Raw genomic sequence first — 21,524 nt, 5'->3', positions numbered from 1 at the left:
GGTGGGCACTTATTTATCCTTCCATGGAAGTATGTACCTTGAGAGGTGTTTTTAGTTATTAACCATTGGAGGCAATTTTTCATCTTTATTCCTTAAATCTACGCCACCTTCATAAATGGACTTTAAGTTGGCTAAATAAAAAGTCCAACCATTTGTGCAGCCGAGCCTGACATATTTCTTGGAATGGTCATCTAAAGGAATATTATGATGTTTGAGGGTGATGACAATATAATCATTTACTTCTTCAAGGTTCACATCTACCAAACATTCACCTTCGAATGTAAATTGGATATAGTCCTTGCCGTTTGCCTTTGTTATTTTGCCTTTCATTGGCTCATTGTATAAATACCAATACCATGAATATTGAGCATTTTCTTTAACGTTTTTGTCCTGATCGTACAATGAATTATCTGCCTCAAGAAATTTAACTTTTTTCAAGAACCATTTTTCTAGTTCTGACCCTTTTGTCCAGGCATCATACATCTCTGATAATGTTGATTTAATTGCAATCCGTTTAGTGAATGAGGTCCAATCAAAATTTTCCATAATTCTTCTACTAATTTTTGACTTAAATGGTTTGGCGAAGCTAGCAGTTTTTGAAAATTGCAAAATTGGCTTCATACAATGGCACTACAAGCCGGTTTTGTTCGAGCAGTATTTAGTTAATACTTCTTCTAACATTTCCTTTGTCAGGGGTTTTGTCCTGAAGTCAGCCAATACACCCTCCATTCTGGCCAATGCTTTATCATCCGGATTGTCAGAGGTGGTGAGCATAACTATAACCATGGAGCTTTGTATCTCTTTATCCAGTTTTTTATACTCTTCAATAAACTCCCAGCCATTCATCCGTGGCATATTGATATCAAGAAATATTAAATTAGGATGAACCTTTTGGTCATGTGTGTGATAAGTTTTTAAATATTCAAGTGCTTCTTCTGCCGACTCTTTGATTACTACAATCTCTGCAGCGTCATTTTTCAAGATGACGCGTTTATGAAAAAAGTTGTCATCCATATTGTCATCTATCAGCATTATGCATTGTACTTTATTATCCATACCTAAACAGTTTCAATAGTGAATTTAAACGTACTTCCTTTTCCCAACTCTGATTCCACCCATATTTTGCCTCCGTGCATTTCAACGATCTTCTTGCAATTGGCCAATCCTATTCCATACCCTTCTTCTTCCTGACTGGTGTTTAGTCGCTGAAAGATTTGAAAGATCCTGGCGAAATATTTGGGTTCAATGCCTATGCCATTATCTGCCACATAAAACTCGAAATGGCCATTGGAATTATTCCTGCAACCTATCCTTATTTCTGATAACTGGTCTTTTTTTCTGAACTTGATAGCATTATTGATCAGGTTAAGGAACAATTGCATTAATTCCGTTTCATAGGCATACAATGTGGGCAGGTCTTCTATCAATATTGTTGTCTTTGTTTCTTTAATCAGACTGTTTAGGTCTGTGACAACATTTTTCACAATTGTATTGCAATCTAAAGAGACCATCTTTTTGTTTTGCCCGAGCCTTGAAAATTCAAGTAATGTGCGCACCAGCATGCTCATGCGTAAAGTGGCTCGCGAAATAGTGTTCAGGTAATTCTTTGCTTCCTGATTTAGTTGCCCTGAAAAGTCTTCTTCCAGGATTTGAACATAATTAGAGACCGTGCGCAAGGGCTCTTGTAAATCGTGCGAAGCGATATAATTAAACTGCTCTAGTTCTTTGTTTTTCAACTCCAGTGCGGACATTGCCTCGTGTCTCTTTCGTGCTGTTATGTCGATGACCGATGCCAACACAACAGTTCCCTGATCAGTCTCAATCGGGTTTAAACCAATTTCCACAGGAAATTGAGTACCATCTTTCCGAACTGCAAAAAGATCCCTTCCTGCCCCCATTGAACGCACAGATGGGGAATGAAAAAAGGACTCCCTTAAGTGTGGATGATTTCCACTGAACTTTTTGGGAATTAATATTTCCAGCTTGCTTCCAATTAGTTCATTCCTTTGATATCCAAATAATTTTTCAGTCTGCGCATTAATCAGGGTGATTTCCCCATCCTTATTGGCAAGAATCATGGCGTTGGGAGCAGACTCTACTACCAACCTAAACCTTTCTTCAGCTTTTTTCCTGGTAGTAATATCAATAATTGAAACGAGAACCATCGTTCCTTCCAATGTAACCAAAGGGTTCAATCCAATTTCAACGGGAAATTCCGATTTGTCCTTTCGCATCGCAAACAGCTCCCTGCCAGAGCCCATCGCCCTGGTTTCGGGGGATTTAAAAAATTGCGTCCTAAAGTCAGGGTGATGCTCATGATGGCGTTGTGGGATTAATATTTCCACTTTTTGACTAATCAATTCAATTCTATTAAACCCGAAAAGTTTTTCTGTCTGATGATTGGCGTATGCAATTTTCCCTTCTTTATTGACAAGTATTATAGCATTGGGGGTCGCTTCTACAATGGCCTGAAAAGTAAGCTCTGAGTGCTTCATCTGACAAATCTTGTTTTAATACTATTCAAAGCATGCATATAAACGTCTTGGCAGGGGGCTATTGCACATATTCTGACCGAATGGACTTAGGGTATTGATATCTGCAATTTTTGCTGGATATATAAAGCTTTTCTTTCTTTAAGATATAAAAATACATAATTAATCTTATAATCTACAATGTGCTAAATGAGCTACCGCATTAGCAAGGGAGTTGTTAAAGTGCCTTATAATGTTTTTGGTATTTAAGGGCCATAACCTCGCAAAATGTCAATTTTTGCTTTCACCTATTCAGTTACTCGCAGAAAACACTGAAATTGTTATTGAAAGCCATAGGAGTTATTTGAAGGAGACTGCAATGGGGGTTAAATAACACTATCACGACTAAGGAAAAAAGACGATATCAGTAGCGTTGAATACGATTTGAAATTCAAACGTCAAATTCAATGAACTACACAATACAATCGGCCCCGTACGCTGGGTGGTGTGCCCCAAAGGGATGCCTATGGCAAGGGGCACACTGTGGGCTTATGGCTCACGGACGTCTACTCGATTATGTGACGTAACTCTACTTTAATTTTAATTTGTACAATTTATTTTCGACCTTTTTCGGAAGTCTTAGAATTACAACACCCGAAAAAGGCATATGAAAAATCCAATCCCCTGTCATCTCAGTAATTATCTCTATTTGCTCTATTGAGTCCTGGTTTAATATTTTTAATAACTTTTCACTGTCTTGGTCGGTCTCTATTCTTGGAGGGTCAAAGGGTATTCCGTTTATTACCATTAAAGGAGAATATCTAATTGAATCATCCGGGGTATTGGATGTCTCTTTAGAAAAAAATCGCAGTTTTATGGCATTCCATAACCCAGGTGTATCGAGCGATTTTGTACTAGCAAGCCAGCTTTCGTTCTGTTCAAAAGTTAAAAATCTGTTGTCTTTATTTGGTATGGTTTGTCCATGGGAACAGACTATTATTGTGATTAAAGAAATTGTCGTTAAGATTCTCATCAGTTTCCAAAGGTATGCCCCATAACACCTGTGTAACGAGACAAAAGGTGCTGTTATATTTTATTATTGGAACGAATCTAATGGATTTTTAATCGTGTTCATAGCCGTATTGGCCACATGGGTATAGATTTGAGTGGTTATCAGACAGTTATACAAGACTCCTTTAATGTTTCTTAATAGCTTTTGTATTCCTGACCTTAAATGAAAATGGTGCTGAAAAATATGTCTTAGTTCAGCACGAATTTTATAGGAATTAGCCTCTAAACATTATCCAATCGCACATCCAATCTCGTGTCCACAAATTTCTTTTCTGTGGCGGAGAAGGCTTCGGCTTCTTTCTTTAGTTCGCTGTGTATATAGGCCTTGTCTTTGATAATGGCAGTTTCGTATTTGTACTCTGTTGTTTCCAGCAAGTAATCATAAGGCCCTTTTTTGGAAATGAGCTTTACAAAAATAGGAGAGGTCTCTACTACTATAAATAACAGAATAATGAATATGTTGGACATCCAAATGGCTTCGCTATCTACTGTTAGTCTGCTCAAGGCCTCCAGTCTGGCTGCTGGCCCACCTATGGCGGTTTTCTGAAGGCTGGCTAATTCTGCATTGCTTAAGGAGTCCAGCCCATTCAACCGGTCTTGTTTTTCTTGTATCAGCGTCAGGTTGGTAGTACTGAGTGCTTGCAGTTCAGCTTCCACTTTGTCGGCATCGGCCTTTTTGATTTTGTAAATTGGCCCAGGATTTCTTTTGCCCGTACCACCTGTACCATCGGCTTCCTGCTGGGCTATTCTGGCCAGCTCATCACGTTTGGCCACTTTCTGTTCAATCTCTTGTTTCAGTTGACTGATCTCAGCCTTCAAAGTTTCTGTTTGCGTCATGTACTTGCTTTTCACCAGTTGCTCTTGCTCGGCAAACATTTCCTCTGTCATCAAGGCAAGTTCGGCATTTATCTCTTTTTCAAAGATTTTGAGTTCGAGTGGTTTGGCTATCACTATTGAGATCAAAACAGCCAACAATAGTCGGGGCGCAGCCACGGCAAATTCTGACCAAAATTTACCTGACTTGCGCATACTAGAGACTATAAATCGGTCAAGGTTGAAAATCATGAGACCCCAGACCAATCCTAAAAGTGAGGCGATAAGGTAACTGTCAAAGACAGTAAAAAAGGCATATGCAGCTGAGAGGGCAGCAAAGAGGCCTGTGAAGAAAATAGTGGCGCCTATACCCACATATTTGCTTGATTCAGATTCACATTGTTGTAAGAGTTTGGTATCTGCCCCTGAGCAGTACCAAAAAAAGGTTTTGAGCTTTTCCATGGAAATTGAACGACCGGTACAATGAATTATTTTCTTGGTCGACAACATTAGTGCCATGTGCTCAGAAGCGTATCAGAGCTGTTTTCGCCATTAAATTAGTACGAATTTGAACAGGTGTGGTGTACGGTTTTAATCAAAAAAATACTCCGAGGCATCGCCTCGGAGGCCCAATCCAAGGTCTGTGGCTCACAGAACTTGAATTGTCATCCTCGATAAAGTGGGAATGATACAATCACCATTCCGTATGGAAGATGCCTTCCATATCTGTTCTTTCATAAGTATGCGAACCAAAATGATCGCGCTGTGCCTGTATCAGGTTCAGTGGCAACCTGCCAGAGGTAATGGCATCAAAATAGGTAAGACTATTTGATAATCCTGGTAATGGTATTCCATTCTCGGCACCATAGGCCACCACATTGCGTGTTGCTGATAAGGTTTCTTTTAGTTTGCTAACAAAATCAGAAGCCATTACAATATTCTTAAGTGCTGGGTTGGCACTAAAAGTTTTAGAAATATCATCAAGCAATGCCGCTCTGATGATACAACCTGCCCGCCATATTTTAGCCACTTCAGACATATTCAATTCGTAGCCATATTCTTCTGAAGCTTCTACCAACTGATTTAAACCCTGAGCGTAAGTAATGATAAATGCAAAGTATAATGCCGGTTCTGCTTTGTTGATGAAGTCAGCTTTGTCAACTGGTTTTGGTGTTGGCTTACCATAAAGAGCCTCAGCTTCAACACGTAAATCTTTAAAGGCAGAGATTTCACGCATGCTCACCGCAATGTCAATGGATGGGATAGGAATACCCAAATCCATGGCATTTTGAGAGGTCCATTTTCCAGTACCTTTTTGTTTGGCTTTGTCCAATATTTTATCCACCAGATGTCCTTCTCCTTTATCATCTTTCTGGTTAAAAATCTCAGCGGTTATTTCTATGAGGAAGGACTGTAATCTTCCTTTGTTCCAAGAATCAAAAGTGGCAACAAGCTCGGCATTGCTCAGTCCTGCCGCATGTTTTAAAAGGTGATAAACCTCCGAGGTCAATTGCATCAAACCATACTCAATGCCATTATGCACCATTTTCACATAATTGCCTGCTGACTTGGGGCCTAAATAGGTCACACATGGCTCGCCATTAAACTTGGCTGCTGCAGCTTCAAATATTGGTTTGATATGCTGATATGCTTCTTTGTTACCACCAGGCATAATACTAGGGCCACGTCTGGCACCTTCAGCACCACCAGATACACCAGAGCCAAAAAAGTTGATCCCTTTATCCTTTAAATAGGCTTCTCTGCGGTCAGTATCAGTAAAGAAAGAATTTCCACCATCAATGATAATATCGCCTTTTCCCAGATGCGGCAATAAGCTTTCAATAGCTGCATCTACCAGCTTACCGGCCGGAACCAAAAGCATAATTTTCCTTGGCGAGCTCAAGGCTTGTGTAAACTCTTCTACTTTGGTTGTAGCCTGCACCTTAGTGGCATCACCGCCAGAGGCGATAAGCGAGTTTACCTTGGTTTGATCAAGGTCTAGCCCGCAAACGGAGAAGCCCTTATCGGCCACATTTAAAATAAAATTGTGGCCCATAACCCCAAGACCAACTAAACCGAAATCGTATTTGTGTTCTAACATCTGAAAAGCCTTATATTTGGCGCTTAATTTCCTTTAGGTGAAGATGACTATCATTTCCCATTAAAAAAAACGAAGGTCTCTAAATTTAGTGTTCTAAGCTAACGCACAATGAAAAAAACAAAGAATCAAATGCTCATTATTTTTGGAGCATCGGGCGATTTGACTGCCAGAAAGTTAATTCCAGCCATCTTTCAGCTTTATAAGGACAGGGACCTTCCTGAGAACTATGTCATTCTAGGGACCAGCCGAAGTGAGATGTCAGACGGGCAATTTAGGAATAACGTTTGTCTGGAGAGTGAGCATTTTAATGATGAAGATAAAGGGCTAATCCAGTCTTTTGCCGATAAAATATTTTATCAGTCTATTGAGGGGTATGAGGATGATTACTCTGCATTAAGTGACCGAATTCACAAATTGAATATTAAATATAGAACAGAATGCAATTATATTTTCTATCTGTCAACCCCGCCAAAAGTTTATAAAAATATAGCCCAGAAGCTAGGTCAGGCTGGCCTCAATGATGAGAGTGAGGGTTTTACAAGACTTATAGTAGAAAAACCTTTTGGCTATGACCTAAAAACTGCGCGGGCACTTAACAAAGACCTGCAGGAGTATTTTAAAGAATCTCAGATTTATAGAATAGATCACTATTTGGGTAAAGAGACTGTCCAGAACTTATTGGTGACAAGGTTTTCTAATAGCATTTTTGAACCGCTATGGAATAGAAACTATATCCGTCATGTGGAGATTACCAATGCAGAGAGTATTGGCGTGGAAAAACGTGGGGGCTATTATGACAAGTCTGGAGCCCTGCGCGATATGTTTCAAAATCACCTGTTGCAGGTGGTGTCTCTTGTGGCTATGGAACCTCCTTTGGAAGCCACTGCTGAAGAGATCAGAAATGAAAAAGTTAAGGCTTTGAAGGCCTTGCGCATCATGAATGATGAACAAACCCTTTATGATAATACCATTAGAGGTCAGTATGGCGCTGCTGAAATTAATGGAGAGAAGATAAAGGGTTACCGTGAAGAGGAGGGGGTAGATCCTGAATCATTGACGGAGACTTTTGCAGCCATCAAATTTTACATTGACAATTGGCGCTGGAAGGGTGTGCCATTTTATGTGCGCACCGCTAAAAGAATGCCCACCAAGGTTACGGAAGTGGTGATACATTTTAAATCTACACCGCATAGTCTTTTTTTAGGAGCAAATAGAGATAATAAACTTATCATCAGAATTCACCCTGATGAAGGTATTATGATGAAATTCGGGGTGAAAGTACCTGGTCAGGGTTTTATTGTTGAAGAGGCCAATATGGATTTTTATTATTCTCAGCTGACCCGAAACAGGGTAATGGGTGCCTATGAGAGGTTATTGCTTGATGCTATGCAGGGTGATGCCACACTTTACGCCAGAGGCGATGAAGTTGAGGCAGCATGGCGTTTTGTTGATCCTATTTTGGATTATTGGCAAAATGGCAAAGATGTGAGAATGTATGGCTATGCAGCAGGAGTCTGGGGGCCTGAAAATTCTGACGAGTTAATTGAAGGAGAGTATATTTGGCGAAACCCAGGCCCTAATTTGGCCGATGATCCCGGGTTCTGTGTATTGTGTTAGATTATGGAGATAAGAGCATATAAAGATAAGCAAGAGGTAGCCCGGGAGTTTTCTGAATTCCTGGTAGAAAGGATAGCCTCTCACAAAAACTATAATGTTGCACTCTCAGGTGGCAGCACCCCTAAAATTGTGTTCGACTATCTGGCACAGCATTATGCAGATATTCCTTGGGGCAATGTCCATTTTTATTGGGGCGATGAGCGCTGTGTGTCTCCAACAGATGCTGATAGTAACTATAAGATGACGCTTGATCATCTACTCAGCAAGATTTCAATTCCTAAAGAGAATATTCACCGTGTATTAGGCGAGAATGATCCTGAAGGTGAAGCTAAAAGATATGGACAGCTATTGGTTGAAAAATTGAAAACCGCAAATGGTATACCTCAATTTGATCTCGTTATTTTAGGTATGGGCAGTGATGGTCATACTGCATCAATCTTTCCTCATGAAATTGAGCTATGGGATTCAGAAAAAAATTGTGTTGTAGCCATTCATCCTGACTCAGGTCAAAGGAGGGTTTCTTTAACAGGGCGGGTGATCAATAATGCTAAGGAAGTGGCCTTTTTAGTTACTGGTGCAGATAAAAAGGAAAAAGTTACTTCCATATTGGCTAAAGATGGGGCAAGTAAAAACTACCCAGCTTCATTAGTTGATCCAAAATCGGGCAAGCTCTATTGGTTTATGGATGAGGCTGCCAAAGGTGCTTAAAAGAGATTGCGGATAATTTTCTTGAGCATGATAAAGCCCTAAAGAAAATTTCCGCAATAACAGTATTTGTGTGTTGCACCAAGAATCAATATCCTACTGCGGCACCTTCACCACTCGAAGAATCAGAGGCGCCTTTAAAGATGCCATCTTCATAGATAATGCCCATAAGCTGGCCTAGCCGGGAAATGCCCCTAAGATCGTGTCCCATGCTTTTAAGGGCTTCTCTGGTGTCAGGAGACATCAATAGTTCTTCATACATTATTCTATCAGGCAGCCATTGGTGATGGATTTTCATTGCTTCAATCGCATTGTCTATTTCCATTTCAAATTCCAATACATTTAGCACAGTTTGAAACACGGTGTTGATGATAGTTCGGCCCCCAGGGCTACCGATTACTAAATATGGTTTTCCATCTTTTGCCACAATAACCGGAGTCATGCTTGAAAGCATGCGCTTCTCTGGTTCAATTAAATTAGGCTTAGTGCCTATCTGTCCAGAGGAGGAGGTGATGCCAGGTTTCGGGTTGAAATCCCCCATTTCATTGTTGAAGATGAAGCCCAATTCTTTATCTACCATGCCAGACCCATAAGCGTATTCTAAAGTATAAGTCAATGAAACTGCATTTCCATCTTTGTCCATTACAGACAGGTGTGTGGTGTTATCCCCTTCAGGCATTTGCCCAAAATTGGAAGAATCACTTTTGGTGGCTTTTGTCATATCAATGTCAGCCACTAGTTCTTTTGCCAGTGCTTTATCTAATAAAAAATCTATTGGCATATAAGGGTTAAAATCAGGATCGCCCAAGTGTTTTGCCCTGTTAGCATAGGCCCTACGCATGGACTCGGCCACAAAATGTACATAAGGTGTAGAGTTAAACTCAAGCGTGTCAAAGTTCACCTGCTCCATCATATTCATCATAGAAATGAGTGTAACACCACCCGAACTTGGTGGGGGCATGGCGCAGATTTGATAATCTTTATAAGTACCAACAACTGGTTTTCTTTCTATGGCTTCATATTTTGCCAAATCCTTTTCTGTAATAATGCCGCCATTTTCTTTCATGAAAGCCGCTATTTTCTTTGCCACTTCACCTTTATAAAAACCATTATGCCCTTTATCCCTTATAATCGATAATGTTTTGCCTAATTCTGGCTGTCTCCACACTCCACCTGGCTCAACTATGGCATCACTATGATTATTAAAAAAATCTTGCATCATTGGGTATTCTGTGGGCTTGGATTCAAAATATTTGGCAGCATTGTATAATGACCAATTCATTATAAAACCATTTGTTGCTAAATCTATAGCAGGCTGAACAACTTCCTTCCACGGCAGTTTACCGTATTTTGAATGTGCCTTATATAAGCCTGCTACTGTGCCAGGCACTCCTATGGCCTTGGCTGAAAAATGATTTGAGTTCTCAATCAAATCGCCATTTTCATCCAGAAACATATCATTAGTAGCCTTTAGTGGCGCCTTTTCCCTAAAATCAAAGGTTGTTGCTTCTCCATTGGCATCCATATAGACTAAGAAACCACCACCTCCAATGTTGCCTGCAGATGGGTGGGTTACTGCCAGCGCAAAGGCTGTGGCGACCGCACCATCTACGGCATTTCCGCCTTTTTTCAGAATGTCCCTTCCAGTTTCAGAGGCAACGCTACTCGTGGATACAACCATCCCATTTCTGCCGTAAGTCTGTGCTGTTGAGAATTTGGCAGTAGAAAATAGACAGAGTAATAATAACAAGGAAGAAAGTCTGAGGCTCATATTAAATTGTAATTAGTTCTGAATTAATGATTTACTAAAATGCAGTATTATGGTTAGAAAACATTGATACCAGAAGGAAATTGGAATGAGATTCGGATAATATAAGTCATTTATGAACGATTCTGATATCTTTGGTTTAGATAAAATTATAAAACATCTAGTTTTACCCAATGCACACATTAAGATTGAATCGCACAGCTCAAATAATAGTAGTATTGTTAATAACGGCATTTGTTTGGGGATGTAAATCAAAGGAAAGTGATAAAGAAAAGGCTTTGGTAATTCCTCCATTGAACGCTGAGGTGGTGGAGTACAATCCAGCTACAATTGATGATAATTATGTGTTTGCCGTTGAAGGTGGAGGGCAAGCAGCTTATTTGCTTGATAAATCTGGAAATAAAGTTCATGAATGGAGGTTTGATTTAAAGCTTGGTAACGATGCTCAACTTTTGCCAACAGGTCAGGTTCTGGGAATATTTAAATCTGAAACTGCTACTATTAAGTTTGGCGGAGGTTATGCTGGTGTAATCAGACTAATCAATGCCGATAGTTCTGTTGAGTGGGAATATGTGTATGAGTCTCCGGAATACCTTTCTCATCATGACGCGGAGTTGCTTCCAAATGGAAATCTTATATTTTTAGCTTGGGAGAAAATACCTGTTGAAACAGGACAGGCAGCTGGTGTTAATGCTGATTATGATATATATCCTGAGAAAATATTGGAGGTTGACCTTCAGTCAAAGGAAGTAGTTTGGGAATGGCATAGTTGGGATCATATTGTGCAAGATGTTAAAGAAGGTGTTGGTACTTATGGTAATGTAAATGAAAATCCGAATAAGATTAACATCAACTACAACCTTAGAAAAGATGGTGATATTATGCATGCCAATGGTCTTACTTATGACCAGACCAATGACTTACTTTATGTTAGTGTTAACTTTTACAGTGAGGTTTGGGTAATTGACCATAGTACTACCACAGAGGAAGCAGCAACCAATCAAGGAGGAAAATATAATAAAGGTGGAGATTTAATATACAGATTTGGCAACCCCGAAACTTATAACAATACCGCAGGCAAGAAGATTTTTGACCATGTGCATTTTCCCAATCTGCTTGGCGAGGGAGTTCCAGGCACAGGCAATATTTTGGTATTTAATAATGGATTAAAGGCTAAACAATCAGAAGTGTTTGAGTTAAAGATGCCATCAGAGTTTAAACTAACTCCTGATATGAATAATGAGCCTGAGATTGTATGGAGTTACACAAACCCTGAATTATCTTATGGTAGAATTTCAGGTGCTGACAGGTTAAGCAATGGCAATACACTAGTATGCGAGGGGGACTATGGTTTCTGGGAAGTTACCCCTAAAGGTGAGATTGCCTGGAAATATAAAAACCAAACCACAACCTATTGGAGAGGGTATGGTTTTAATCAGGATGCTGATGCCATTAAAAGCCTTAATCTGAAAAATTAAAGCAGCACCTTACACTTCACCTCAGGTATTTTCATCATTTCCTCAATCATGTTATTGCTTGGGTTTACCTTATATTTTCTGGACATCATTTCGATGGCTATTTTTTCTTCCTGATCGATAAGGTTAAGGTGTACCGCTAGGTCTCCTTTATGAGCATTACAAATTTCTTCAATTTGATCGATGACATTGGCATTGACTTCTTCAGCATTAATGTTGATCATAATGCCTTTGGTTTTCTTGTCCCGAAGCTCGCTTAGTAACTCAATACTATTGAGTTTTAACTCCAACCTTTGATCTCCCCATTTTTGTTGCACAACACGTCCCTGCATGAACAGAAACCAGCCCTGCATCATGTACTCCTTGAATTTGATGTAATCATCACCAAAGAAGAAAAAGGTGAAGTTGCCATTGTAATCTTCAACAGTAAGTGTCCCAAAGGGTTTTCCGCCTTTTGTAGTCCTATGGGCAAATGAGGATACAATACCAGCCATTCTTAAATCCTTATTTTGCAATGCCTCAACTTCGTTTAACTGGCTTAGCTCTACATTGCAAAAGTTATCAATCTCAAACCTGTAATCATCGAGTGGGTGTCCTGAGATATAAAGCCCAACAACCTCCTTTTCAATATTCAGTTTTTCAAACTCACCGAAAGGCTCAATGGGGTCAATTTTAGGCCTGGGTGTTTCTACTCCCGTATCGCCTCCAAACAAACTGGCTTGAGCGCTATCTGCCTCAAGCTGCATTTTGTTGGCATACTTAATGATCTTCTCTATTAAAGGCTGATCGCCTTCAGAGGCATGCAAGTATTGTCTTCTGTGATATTCTTCAAAACAGTCAAAGGCACCTGACATGGCAAGACATTCGAAGGTCTTTTTGTTGACTGTACGTAGATTCACGCGCTCAGCGAAATCGAAGATATCTTTAAATGGCCCGTTGGCCTTTCTTTCTTCAATAATAGCTTCTACAGCGGCATCACCACTCCCCTTAATGGCAGCCAATCCAAAACGAATTTCACCATCTTTATTTACAGCAAAGTTTTTAAAGGACTCGTTAATATGAGGCCCTAATACCTTAATGCCAAGACTACGGCATTCTTCCATAAAGAATGTTACTTTTTCAATTTGGCTCTGGTTATGGGTAAGTACTGCCGCCATGTATTCAGCAGGGTAGTGGGCCTTAATATATGCCGTTTGATAGGCTACTAAAGAGTAGCAGGTAGAGTGGGATTTGTTAAACGCATAGGCAGCAAATGCTTCCCAGTCTTTCCACACCTTTTCTAATACATTAGGATCATGGCCATTGTTTTTGCCACCCTCAATAAATTTAGGCTTGAGTTTTTCCAGCAAGGCAAATATCTTCTTACCCATGGCCTTACGAAGCACATCGGCATCACCCTTAGAGAACCCTGCCAGTTTCTGTGAAAGTAACATCACTTGCTCTTGGTAGACCGTAATTCCATAGGTCTCAGCAAGGTTTTCTTCCATGTCAGCGATGTCATAGGTGATGGGTTCTTCACCATGCTTTCTGGCAATAAAGTTTGGAATGTATTCCATCGGCCCTGGTCTGTAAAGAGCGTTCATGGCAATTAGGTCAGCAAATTTATCTGGCTTTAAAGCACGCAAATGCTTCTGCATACCCGGAGACTCAAACTGGAATGTGCCGTTGGTTTGACCACTCTGGTATAGTTTGTAAGTCTTTTCGTCATCAAGCGGAATGGTATCTATATCTATATCTAGCCCATGCCTTGCCTTTATGATTTTAAGCGCAGACTTTATGATCGTCAAAGTCTTTAGACCTAAGAAGTCCATTTTAAGCATCCCCGCATTTTCCACCACACTGTTGTCAAACTGGGTGATGAGCATTTCTGAATCCTTGGCGGTAGAAACAGGAATGAATTTAGTTAAATCATCAGGGGTTATGATCACTCCGCAGGCATGCGTACCTGTATTTCTTACTGCACCTTCCAGTACTTTGGCCTGATTTAGCACACGTGCTTTTAAGTCAGAGCCTTGTCTGAAGGCCTCAAGTTCTTTTACTTCTTTAAAAGCTTTGTCCAAGCTAGTGCCGGGTCGTTCCGGAACAAGTTTAGCCAGATCATTAGCTTCATTTAACGGTAGTTCCATTACCCTGGCAGCATCCCGAATAGAGGATTTGGCGGCCATGGTACCATATGTAATAATTTGTGCTACCTGGTTTTTGCCGTACTTATCTATTACATACTGAATTACTTTATCCCGGCCCTCATCATCAAAGTCAATATCAATATCGGGAAGTGATACCCTGTCAGGATTTAGAAAACGCTCAAAAAGTAGGTCATATGCTATTGGGTCGACATTGGTAATGCCTATACAATAAGCAACAGCCGAACCTGCTGCCGAACCCCTTCCCGGGCCAACAGAAACACCCATCTCACGGGCCTTTCTGGTAAAGTCCTGAACAATCAGGAAGTATCCCGGGTAACCGGTATTCCTGATAGTGTCTAACTCAAAATCGAGACGTTCTGTTATTTCTGGGGTAAGTACGTCATAACGTTTTTGTGCACCTTCATAAGTCAGATGCCTGAGGTAGGCATTTTCCCCACGTTTACCACCGTCTTTTTCATCTTCAGCATCTTTGAACTCTTCAGGAATATCAAAGGCAGGAAGTAAAACATCCCGATCCAATTTAAAGCCTTCTATTTTATTAACCAGCTCAGCGAGGTTTTCGATAGCCTCAGGAATGTCGCTAAAAAGCACTTTCATCTCATCCTGACTCTTGAAATAGTATTGGTCATTCGGAAAACCAAACCTAAATCCTCTACCTCGGCCAATAGGAGTGGACTTCATCTCGCCCTCTTTTACACATAATAATACATCATGTGCTTCACTGTCCTCCTGATTCAGGTAATAGACATCATTAGCGGCAATTACTTTTACATCATATTTTTTTGCAAACTGTAGGAGAACTTCATTAACTCGATTCTCTTCTTCAAGATTGTGCCTGATCAGTTCTACATAAAAGTCTTCTTTAAATAGATTATGATACCAGACAAAGGCTTCTTCAGCTTGGTGCTCACCTACATTAAGAATAAGGGAAGGGATTTCAGAATATAATCCACCGGTAAGCGCTATAACATCTTCTGAATATTGTTCAATGAGCTGCTTATCAATACGCGGATAAATACCGTAAAGACCTTCAACAAAGGCCAGTGAACTTAATTTGGCCAGGTTATGATAACCATTTTTATTTTTGGCTATCAATACCTGATTGTACCTTTTGTCGGGATTATCTTTAGTGAATTTTAGCGTCAATCGCTCTTCAGCTACAAAGAATTCACAACCTACAATAGGCTTTATTTCGTTGTTGTTTGCCTCGCGTACAAATTTGAACGCACCAAACATGTTGCCCAAGTCAGTAAGACCAACCGCAGGCATGCCATATTCCTTTGCTTTAGCTACAATGCCTTTAACGTTAGGCACGGCCTGAAGTACTGAGTACTGACTATGAACATGAAGGTGAACAAAAGGGGCATCTATTTCCTCAGCAGCTTCTGTGTCACCACCAAAATCAGCAGTGCTTTTATCATCCTTTTTAGCAAAGTTGGCGTCATCTAGCTTTGGAGGTTCATAAGTTATGTCAGCAACTGCAATCCCGCCAAGTGGCTCCACAACATTTTCTTTGATAAGCCCGAAGAAACATTTGGCTGTAGCATCAACATCATAGGCGGCATCATGGGCATCGCCAAAGCCAACACCAAAAAGTTTTTCATGCAGCTCTATAAGTTTTGGAGATTTGAATTTACCTCCAATCCCACCCGGTAGCTGACAAAATTCTTTGGATACTAATGAGGTGTCAACCTGTGCGTGATCTACCAGGGACTGGCCAATTTTTTCCTGTTCTAATCTGAAAAATTCGGCTCCTACTATTTTGTTATCAAAATCTACATTATGGCCTACAACTACCTCAGCCTTATCAAGGTCAACTTTAAACTTCTCTAATACTTTACCTAAATCATGGCCTTCTTCAAGTGCGCGTTTGGTTGATATACCATGTATTTTTTCTGAGTTAAAGGGGATGGTAAACCCTTCTGGTTTGATAATGAAGTTACCATTACTGAGTAGCTTACCGTGATTATCATGCAGTTGCCATGCTAGCTGGACAAGCCTTGGCCAATTTTCAGAATCTGATATTGGGGCGCTATAGCTATGCGGTAAACCTGTGGTTTCAGTATCAAAAATAATATACATCTGGTAGTGGTTGTAGTGGTTTGTCAGGTAAGATTTTAAAGAAATGATCTGTACCCTGACGGAAAATCAAATATCGGAAAAGTAGCTGGTTTAGCTTGTATGATTTGATGGAAAATGGAGATTAATTTTCAGCTATGTCAGTCAACATCAATATCCTCTTAAACCAATATCTGAACATATCTTTTGAGTTAATTCTGTATAGATTATTTATACTCTTAAAACGTAAAAGTCACAAAAGGTGATAAATATTGGATTGTTCAATTGCTCAAACTGAACCAGCCATAAAAATATTGGTAAGATATTGATTGCGAATATTTCTATAGATGTAAAAATCAGAGTCAATACTCGCTATTTCTTTGTAGTTCATCACTTCCGAAACAACAATAAGTGAAGCATCGGCCAAGTCCATAGGCACATCATCAAATCTGGCAATTAGCTCTGTGAAGCGGTAGAGGTGTGAGTGGTCTAAATCAAATAATTTAAGCCCACCTCGTTCTATCCAGGTTAGAAAGTTAAGTTGCACTCTGATGTTAAAGTCCAACATGTGGCTTACTTCAGTTACCACTGGCCAGGTTGTCCATAACTCCCCTTCAAACTCCTTAATGAACTGCATGGCTTTTAGGTGGTATTTGTCACTCCTGTCAAACAGGGCTATCAGTGGGCCCGCATCAATGAGAATGCTTTTCATTGAGCTTTTTCTTTATTTTGGTTTTATAGGTGGTTGATGCTGTAGTATCACCACTTCCATCTATGCCGAACAAGTCTTTGCCTAGCTCGTATGGCGAGTCGTCATTTTGATGTTTGCTCAAATAGGCAACAAGGGCCTCCTTTACAATAGAAGACTTTGTAATATTTTTTTGTTGACTATATGTGTTTAGCATCTTTTCAATTTCTTTATCCAGTCGAACATTAAGCATGATCTTACTCCTATTATTGTATTACAAATGTATTACAATTTTACTTTGCTAGCAAGTGTTTAGCGAAATTTGTGCAACCACAATCAGTAAATTGCCTATGATACTGCGCTAGAAACCGGAGTTCGATTAATAAAGCGACCATCATACCGGAAAATAAAGGGGTACATTTTAAAAACCTTTATTTATCCGGCCGGCCTGCTGGCAAAGGCAGGTATCTCTTGACAATTAGGAAGAGATCATGGACAATATTCTTCATTTGAAAAAAGAAATGAATCCCGAAAATTATCGGGACGAGGTGATGTTTCAAGGGAAATAGCATGTGGATTATTAATCAAACTCAGGCCAGAATGTGAACAAAAACGGCTAACCGGTTACAACCGATAGAGTAGGTAGATTGGTTGAAAATTAATGGATTAATTTTCCTCTATTTCATCAATATTCAAGTGTTTGAACCAATAGATGAGTGCAGTGACTGAAGGGACAAAGAAAAGCCACAGGTACCATCTCCATCTGGCTCCCCGGCTGAGGGTTTCATTTCTGGATATTTGGTAGGCAAAGATGATGAATGTGGTGATTGTGAAGAAGAAGAGGTGCCTGACATCAGTTAATTCCGGATCATTAAACCCAGTATAAAAAATGATAAAAATGAGGGTAGAAGGTAATCCTAATAATAGATATCTAACCATTATTTGACGGCAACGTAAACCACTTTTTTAGTTTCGAAAAATTCTTCAGAGAAATAATCTGACAGTTCAAAAATCTTGGTTTTTAACTTGGCCTCTCTTAGCTCATCTTGTAAATCACCACCTTTTAAATATAGGATACCATTGGATATTCGGTGATTTCTCTCCTTTTTGAACTTGTTTCTTACCCAGCGATAAAATGGCTGTAGGCGCGTTACCGCTCGACTAACGACAAAATCGTACTTGTCTTTAATTTTCTCTGCGCGTATAACTTCAACCTTCACATTTTGCAACTCCAACGCCTCAGCAATGGCACTTACCACTTTAATTTTCTTCCCAATAGAGTCAATTAAATGAAAGTTGCAATCAGGAAAAAGAATGGCCAGAGGAATACCGGGGAAACCCCCACCGGTGCCCACGTCAAGTATGTCAGTGCCAGGCTTAAATTTAATCACTTTGGCAATGGCCATTGAGTGTAGAATGTGCTTCAGATATAGCTCATCAATATCTTTTCTGCTGATCACATTGATTTGAGCATTCCATTCCTCATAAAGACCTTTCAGTGCTTCGAATTTGGATTGTTGATCAATAGTAAGATCAGGGAAGTATTTTAGGAGTAGGGCAGTGTTAGACATAGTTGGTTGCAAAGCTAGTAATAACCAACCATTTACCCTTACAGATTAAATATGCTCTTTCTTGTTTTTTACAAGGTCGTACATCAATTCACGGGCCCGGTGCAGCTGAGCTTTTACTGTTCCGAGAGGAGCATCTAGTTCTGCAGCAATCTCATCATAAGATAGTTCATCAAAATACCTCAACTTAACCAAACGCTGATATTTGGCAGGCAGCTTGGTCACAAACATCTGAATTAACTCAATCTTCTGACTTTTTATGGCCACTTCCTGAGGATTTAAATTTTGATCTTCTACGTCAAATCCAACCGCATCACCATTATCATCAGTAAATGAGGTGTCAATACTCATAGTATTCAATCGCTTTTTACGGATAAAATCAATGGCATTATTGGTTGCAATTCTAAAAAGCCAGGTACTGAAGGTAAAATCCTTTTTGAACTTGTGAAGATTTTTGAAAGACTTGGCAAAGGCTTCAATGGTTAAATCTTCGGCATCATCTACATTTCTGACCATTTTAAGCACCATATGATAGACCGGGCGTTTGTATCGATCCATAAGCATAGCATAAGCCTGCTCATCACCTTCATTTACCGCCTGATCTATCAGTTTGAAATCTTCGAGTGCCTTATCAGAAAATTGTTTTTTTAGCTCCATCTAACCCTTTTTGTGAATAGTGCCCTTATGCCAATGGAAAGATAGTAAAAGACGAATATAAAATCTAAAAACACAAGCCCCCAAAGGTCAAACCTCACACCAAATTTTTTACATGCAGTCATAAACGTTAGATATAACAGCAAGGTTCGTAGTATAAAACCTGACAGCAATATATAAGGTTCCATTAAAAGTACACCAGAAAATATAAGGGCAGTCCAAAAACCTAAATGTGTCAATGAAATCAGACCTAACATAAGTTTGTATTTGAACTTATAGTGTTTACCAACAGAAATGTGCCTGATTTTTTGTCTGAAAAAGTCAGACCAGGATGTTTTGGGTATTGAATATATTAATGTCTCACTACCCAAACTAACAGATGTATTTTTGCCTGATGCATGTTTATTAACAAACAGGTCATCATCACCACCAGTTATGTCTATGTGGCTATTGAATCCCTTATTTTTCAAGAAGAGCTCTTTTCTATAAGCAAGATTTCTGCCCACACCCATATATGGCAGGCCAGACAGTGCCAGTGAAATATATTGGATGGCAGTGTTTATGGTCTCAAACCTTATAAATGCATTGAGCAATCCTTTTTGCTTTTGATACAGCGATACTCCAAGGTTTATATCTGTGGTATCTACACCAAATTGACTTGTCATACTTTGAACCCACTGATCACTTTCTGGAATGCAATCTGCATCAGTTAGTAATATAATTTCATTTTTAGCAGCTTTTATTCCCAATGTCAAAGCATACTTTTTAGGATTCATTTTGTTGGGAGTATCTTTAACTGTTACAACTTTTAGAAGAGGCTGGGATTTATTCTCTTCATATAAATAGTCGTAAGTACCGTCATCAGATCGGTCATCAACGATCACAATTTCAAAATCATTATGACCTTGACTATATAACTTTGGTAGAAGCGTTTTCAAGTTATTCAGCTCATTTCTGGCAGCTATTACCACAGAAACAGGTTGATTAGATCCTTTCTTTGATCTCTGCCTGCTGGAAAAAGCTTTCAGAAATATTAACAGAATTATGATCTGAAGGGTTAAAAAAATAATAAAAACGAGAATCGAAGGAGCCAAAAACATAAAGTTGCTATAGAAATTAAAAGGCACAAAGATATGTCGAAAATCCACAATGCAAATTCCTTATTTATGTAAACGGATATTGCCTACCTACTTAATATTATTCGATTAACTTTGCGGAGTTTTTGAATACCCTATGAAGTTTAAATTAGAAGTAAAAGACGAAAAAAGTAAGGCCCGTACTGGTACCATCACCACCGATCATGGTGAAATAAAAACACCAATATTTATGCCTGTAGGTACTGCTGGTTCTGTTAAGGCTGTGCATCAGCGTGAGCTTCATGATGATATTGCTGCACAGATTATCTTAGGAAATACCTATCATCTTTTTCTTCGTCCTGGTTTGGATATTATTGAAAAGGCAGGTGGTCTCCATAAATTCAATGGCTGGGAAAAACCTATTTTAACTGACAGCGGAGGTTACCAAGTATATTCTCTAGCAGGTACCAGAAAGATAAAAGAAGAGGGTGTTACTTTTCAATCCCACATTGATGGATCAAAGCACATTTTCTCGCCTGAATATGTCATGGATATCCAAAGAACCATAGGGGCAGATATTATCATGGCCTTTGATGAATGTACACCTTATCCTTGTGAATATGACTATGCTGAAAAGTCTATGCATATGACGCACAGGTGGTTGAAAAGGTGTTGTGATAGGTTTGATAGTACAGAGGGCAAGTATGGTTACAGTCAAACCTTGTTTCCTATTGTTCAGGGGAGCACTTACAAAGATTTAAGAAAGCAGTCTGCAGAGGCCATCGCCTCATTTGAGCGGGAAGGCAATGCCATTGGCGGTTTGTCAGTAGGTGAGCCTGCTGAAATGATGTACGAAATGACTGATCTTGTTTGTGAGATATTGCCTACGGATAAGCCTAGATATTTGATGGGAGTGGGTACTCCGGTCAATATTTTAGAATGTATAGCATTGGGTATAGACATGTTCGATTGTGTGATGCCTACCAGAAATGCACGTAACGGAATGCTTTTCACCTCTGAAGGAATAATTAATATCAAAAATAAAAAGTGGGAAGATGACTTCTCACCAATAGATTCAAACCTTGGCGGTTATGTTGATACTTTTTATTCAAAGGCCTATTTGAGGCATTTGATTATGAGCAAGGAAATTTTAGGCGCGCAAATTGCTAGTATACATAATCTTACTTTTTACCTTTGGTTGGTAGGTGAGGCCAGAACTCAAATAGAAAATGGCACATTTGCATCCTGGAAAAATGAGATGGTAGAAAAGGTGACCAGAAGACTTTAATAAAATATATAACAGGAGATAGGC

At 39.5% G+C, this 21,524-nt stretch carries 18 protein-coding genes; 4 read left to right on the top strand and 14 right to left on the bottom strand.

The annotated features are described in order from the left end of the window. Positions 1-51: 51 nt before the first annotated feature. The 6 genes from RIB54_RS16710 to gnd all read right to left on the bottom strand — a co-directional run bounded on the left by RIB54_RS16710 (position 52) and on the right by gnd (position 6,456). Positions 52-546, bottom strand: coding sequence for an SRPBCC family protein (locus RIB54_RS16710; RefSeq protein WP_350101952.1), 495 nt, complete (start codon positions 544-546; stop codon positions 52-54). Positions 547-630: 84 nt separating this feature from the next. Continuing rightward, positions 631-1,056 carry a response regulator gene (locus RIB54_RS16705; protein WP_350101951.1) on the bottom strand — a complete coding sequence of 142 codons (426 nt, stop codon included), beginning with the start codon at positions 1,054-1,056 and terminating at the stop codon, positions 631-633. A gap of 2 nt (positions 1,057-1,058) precedes the next feature. Then, positions 1,059-2,495 carry a sensor histidine kinase gene (locus RIB54_RS16700; protein ID WP_350063499.1) on the bottom strand — a complete coding sequence of 479 codons (1,437 nt, stop codon included), beginning with the start codon at positions 2,493-2,495 and terminating at the stop codon, positions 1,059-1,061. Positions 2,496-3,060: 565 nt separating this feature from the next. After that, positions 3,061-3,504: a hypothetical protein gene (locus tag RIB54_RS16695; protein WP_350101950.1), complete on the bottom strand. Its 444-nt coding sequence runs from the start codon at positions 3,502-3,504 to the stop codon at positions 3,061-3,063. Positions 3,505-3,764: 260 nt separating this feature from the next. Further along, on the bottom strand, positions 3,765-4,817 hold the full coding sequence (locus RIB54_RS16690; protein WP_350101949.1) for a DUF4407 domain-containing protein: 1,053 nt from the start codon (positions 4,815-4,817) through the stop codon (positions 3,765-3,767). Positions 4,818-5,049: 232 nt separating this feature from the next. Continuing rightward, entirely contained in the window at positions 5,050-6,456 is a 1,407-nt protein-coding gene (gnd, locus tag RIB54_RS16685; protein WP_350101948.1) for an NADP-dependent phosphogluconate dehydrogenase, read from the bottom strand. 108 nt (positions 6,457-6,564) lie between these two features. Here gnd and zwf point away from each other — a divergent pair, with 108 nt between their 5' ends. Both zwf and pgl read left to right on the top strand, forming a co-directional pair. Continuing rightward, complete coding sequence (zwf, locus tag RIB54_RS16680) at positions 6,565-8,073, top strand: glucose-6-phosphate dehydrogenase (RefSeq protein WP_350101947.1); 1,509 nt, start codon at positions 6,565-6,567, stop codon at positions 8,071-8,073. 3 nt (positions 8,074-8,076) lie between these two features. Beyond that, positions 8,077-8,781 (top strand): 6-phosphogluconolactonase, encoded by a 705-nt coding sequence (pgl, locus tag RIB54_RS16675; protein ID WP_350101946.1) that lies wholly within the window; start codon positions 8,077-8,079, stop codon positions 8,779-8,781. 85 nt (positions 8,782-8,866) lie between these two features. Here pgl and ggt read toward each other — a convergent pair whose 3' ends face one another. Continuing rightward, complete coding sequence (ggt, locus tag RIB54_RS16670) at positions 8,867-10,549, bottom strand: gamma-glutamyltransferase (protein WP_350101945.1); 1,683 nt, start codon at positions 10,547-10,549, stop codon at positions 8,867-8,869. 170 nt (positions 10,550-10,719) lie between these two features. Here ggt and RIB54_RS16665 point away from each other — a divergent pair, with 170 nt between their 5' ends. After that, entirely contained in the window at positions 10,720-12,024 is a 1,305-nt protein-coding gene (locus RIB54_RS16665; protein ID WP_350101944.1) for an aryl-sulfate sulfotransferase, read from the top strand. Here RIB54_RS16665 and dnaE read toward each other — a convergent pair. The 7 genes from dnaE to RIB54_RS16630 form a co-directional block, all read right to left on the bottom strand. Beyond that, positions 12,021-16,250 carry a DNA polymerase III subunit alpha gene (dnaE, locus tag RIB54_RS16660; RefSeq protein ID WP_350101943.1) on the bottom strand — a complete coding sequence of 1,410 codons (4,230 nt, stop codon included), beginning with the start codon at positions 16,248-16,250 and terminating at the stop codon, positions 12,021-12,023. The genes RIB54_RS16665 and dnaE overlap by 4 nt on opposite strands. A 265-nt stretch (positions 16,251-16,515) precedes the next feature. Continuing rightward, positions 16,516-16,938 (bottom strand): type II toxin-antitoxin system VapC family toxin, encoded by a 423-nt coding sequence (locus RIB54_RS16655; RefSeq protein WP_350101942.1) that lies wholly within the window; start codon positions 16,936-16,938, stop codon positions 16,516-16,518. Continuing rightward, the gene (locus tag RIB54_RS16650) at positions 16,919-17,167 is read right to left on the bottom strand and encodes a YlcI/YnfO family protein (protein ID WP_350101941.1); all 249 of its coding nucleotides are present in this window, start codon (positions 17,165-17,167) and stop codon (positions 16,919-16,921) included. The genes RIB54_RS16655 and RIB54_RS16650 overlap by 20 nt, the downstream gene beginning before the upstream one ends. Before the next feature lie 413 nt (positions 17,168-17,580). Then, positions 17,581-17,853: a hypothetical protein gene (locus RIB54_RS16645; RefSeq protein ID WP_350101940.1), complete on the bottom strand. Its 273-nt coding sequence runs from the start codon at positions 17,851-17,853 to the stop codon at positions 17,581-17,583. After that, on the bottom strand, positions 17,853-18,485 hold the full coding sequence (gene rsmG / locus RIB54_RS16640; RefSeq protein WP_350101939.1) for a 16S rRNA (guanine(527)-N(7))-methyltransferase RsmG: 633 nt from the start codon (positions 18,483-18,485) through the stop codon (positions 17,853-17,855). Before rsmG ends, RIB54_RS16645 begins: the two co-directional genes overlap by 1 nt. Positions 18,486-18,530: 45 nt before the next feature. Continuing rightward, positions 18,531-19,139 carry an RNA polymerase sigma factor gene (locus tag RIB54_RS16635; protein WP_350063486.1) on the bottom strand — a complete coding sequence of 203 codons (609 nt, stop codon included), beginning with the start codon at positions 19,137-19,139 and terminating at the stop codon, positions 18,531-18,533. Further along, positions 19,130-20,107, bottom strand: a complete 978-nt coding sequence (locus RIB54_RS16630) for a glycosyltransferase (RefSeq protein ID WP_350101938.1) — start codon at positions 20,105-20,107, stop codon at positions 19,130-19,132. Before RIB54_RS16630 ends, RIB54_RS16635 begins: the two co-directional genes overlap by 10 nt. 262 nt (positions 20,108-20,369) lie before the next feature. Between RIB54_RS16630 and tgt the strand changes: the two genes are divergently transcribed. After that, complete coding sequence (tgt, locus tag RIB54_RS16625) at positions 20,370-21,500, top strand: tRNA guanosine(34) transglycosylase Tgt (protein WP_350101937.1); 1,131 nt, start codon at positions 20,370-20,372, stop codon at positions 21,498-21,500. Positions 21,501-21,524 lie beyond the last annotated feature (24 nt).

The organism is Fulvivirga sp., from assembly GCF_040218215.1.
In the GTDB taxonomy this organism is placed as follows: Bacteria; Bacteroidota; Bacteroidia; order Cytophagales; family Cyclobacteriaceae; genus Fulvivirga.
The sequence above is the reverse complement of the archived record's forward strand: the minus strand, read 5'-3'. Positions and strand labels throughout refer to the sequence as shown.

Excerpts from the sequence above, each read along its gene's own strand:
- RIB54_RS16705 (WP_350101951.1), bottom strand. The coding sequence starts at position 1,056 with ATGGATAATAAAGTACAATGCATAATGCTGATAGATGACAATATGGAT.
- RIB54_RS16635 (WP_350063486.1), bottom strand. The coding sequence starts at position 19,139 with ATGGAGCTAAAAAAACAATTTTCTGATAAGGCACTCGAAGATTTCAAA.
- tgt (WP_350101937.1), top strand. The coding sequence starts at position 20,370 with ATGAAGTTTAAATTAGAAGTAAAAGACGAAAAAAGTAAGGCCCGTACT.
- RIB54_RS16655 (WP_350101942.1), bottom strand. The coding sequence starts at position 16,938 with ATGAAAAGCATTCTCATTGATGCGGGCCCACTGATAGCCCTGTTTGAC.
- RIB54_RS16710 (WP_350101952.1), bottom strand. The coding sequence starts at position 546 with ATGGAAAATTTTGATTGGACCTCATTCACTAAACGGATTGCAATTAAA.
- RIB54_RS16665 (WP_350101944.1), top strand. The coding sequence starts at position 10,720 with ATGCACACATTAAGATTGAATCGCACAGCTCAAATAATAGTAGTATTG.
- RIB54_RS16700 (WP_350063499.1), bottom strand. The coding sequence starts at position 2,495 with ATGAAGCACTCAGAGCTTACTTTTCAGGCCATTGTAGAAGCGACCCCC.
- pgl (WP_350101946.1), top strand. The coding sequence starts at position 8,077 with ATGGAGATAAGAGCATATAAAGATAAGCAAGAGGTAGCCCGGGAGTTT.
- RIB54_RS16650 (WP_350101941.1), bottom strand. The coding sequence starts at position 17,167 with ATGCTTAATGTTCGACTGGATAAAGAAATTGAAAAGATGCTAAACACA.
- RIB54_RS16690 (WP_350101949.1), bottom strand. The coding sequence starts at position 4,817 with ATGGAAAAGCTCAAAACCTTTTTTTGGTACTGCTCAGGGGCAGATACC.
- dnaE (WP_350101943.1), bottom strand. The coding sequence starts at position 16,250 with ATGTATATTATTTTTGATACTGAAACCACAGGTTTACCGCATAGCTAT.
- RIB54_RS16695 (WP_350101950.1), bottom strand. The coding sequence starts at position 3,504 with ATGAGAATCTTAACGACAATTTCTTTAATCACAATAATAGTCTGTTCC.
- ggt (WP_350101945.1), bottom strand. The coding sequence starts at position 10,549 with ATGAGCCTCAGACTTTCTTCCTTGTTATTATTACTCTGTCTATTTTCT.
- zwf (WP_350101947.1), top strand. The coding sequence starts at position 6,565 with ATGAAAAAAACAAAGAATCAAATGCTCATTATTTTTGGAGCATCGGGC.
- RIB54_RS16645 (WP_350101940.1), bottom strand. The coding sequence starts at position 17,853 with ATGGTTAGATATCTATTATTAGGATTACCTTCTACCCTCATTTTTATC.
- gnd (WP_350101948.1), bottom strand. The coding sequence starts at position 6,456 with ATGTTAGAACACAAATACGATTTCGGTTTAGTTGGTCTTGGGGTTATG.
- rsmG (WP_350101939.1), bottom strand. The coding sequence starts at position 18,485 with ATGTCTAACACTGCCCTACTCCTAAAATACTTCCCTGATCTTACTATT.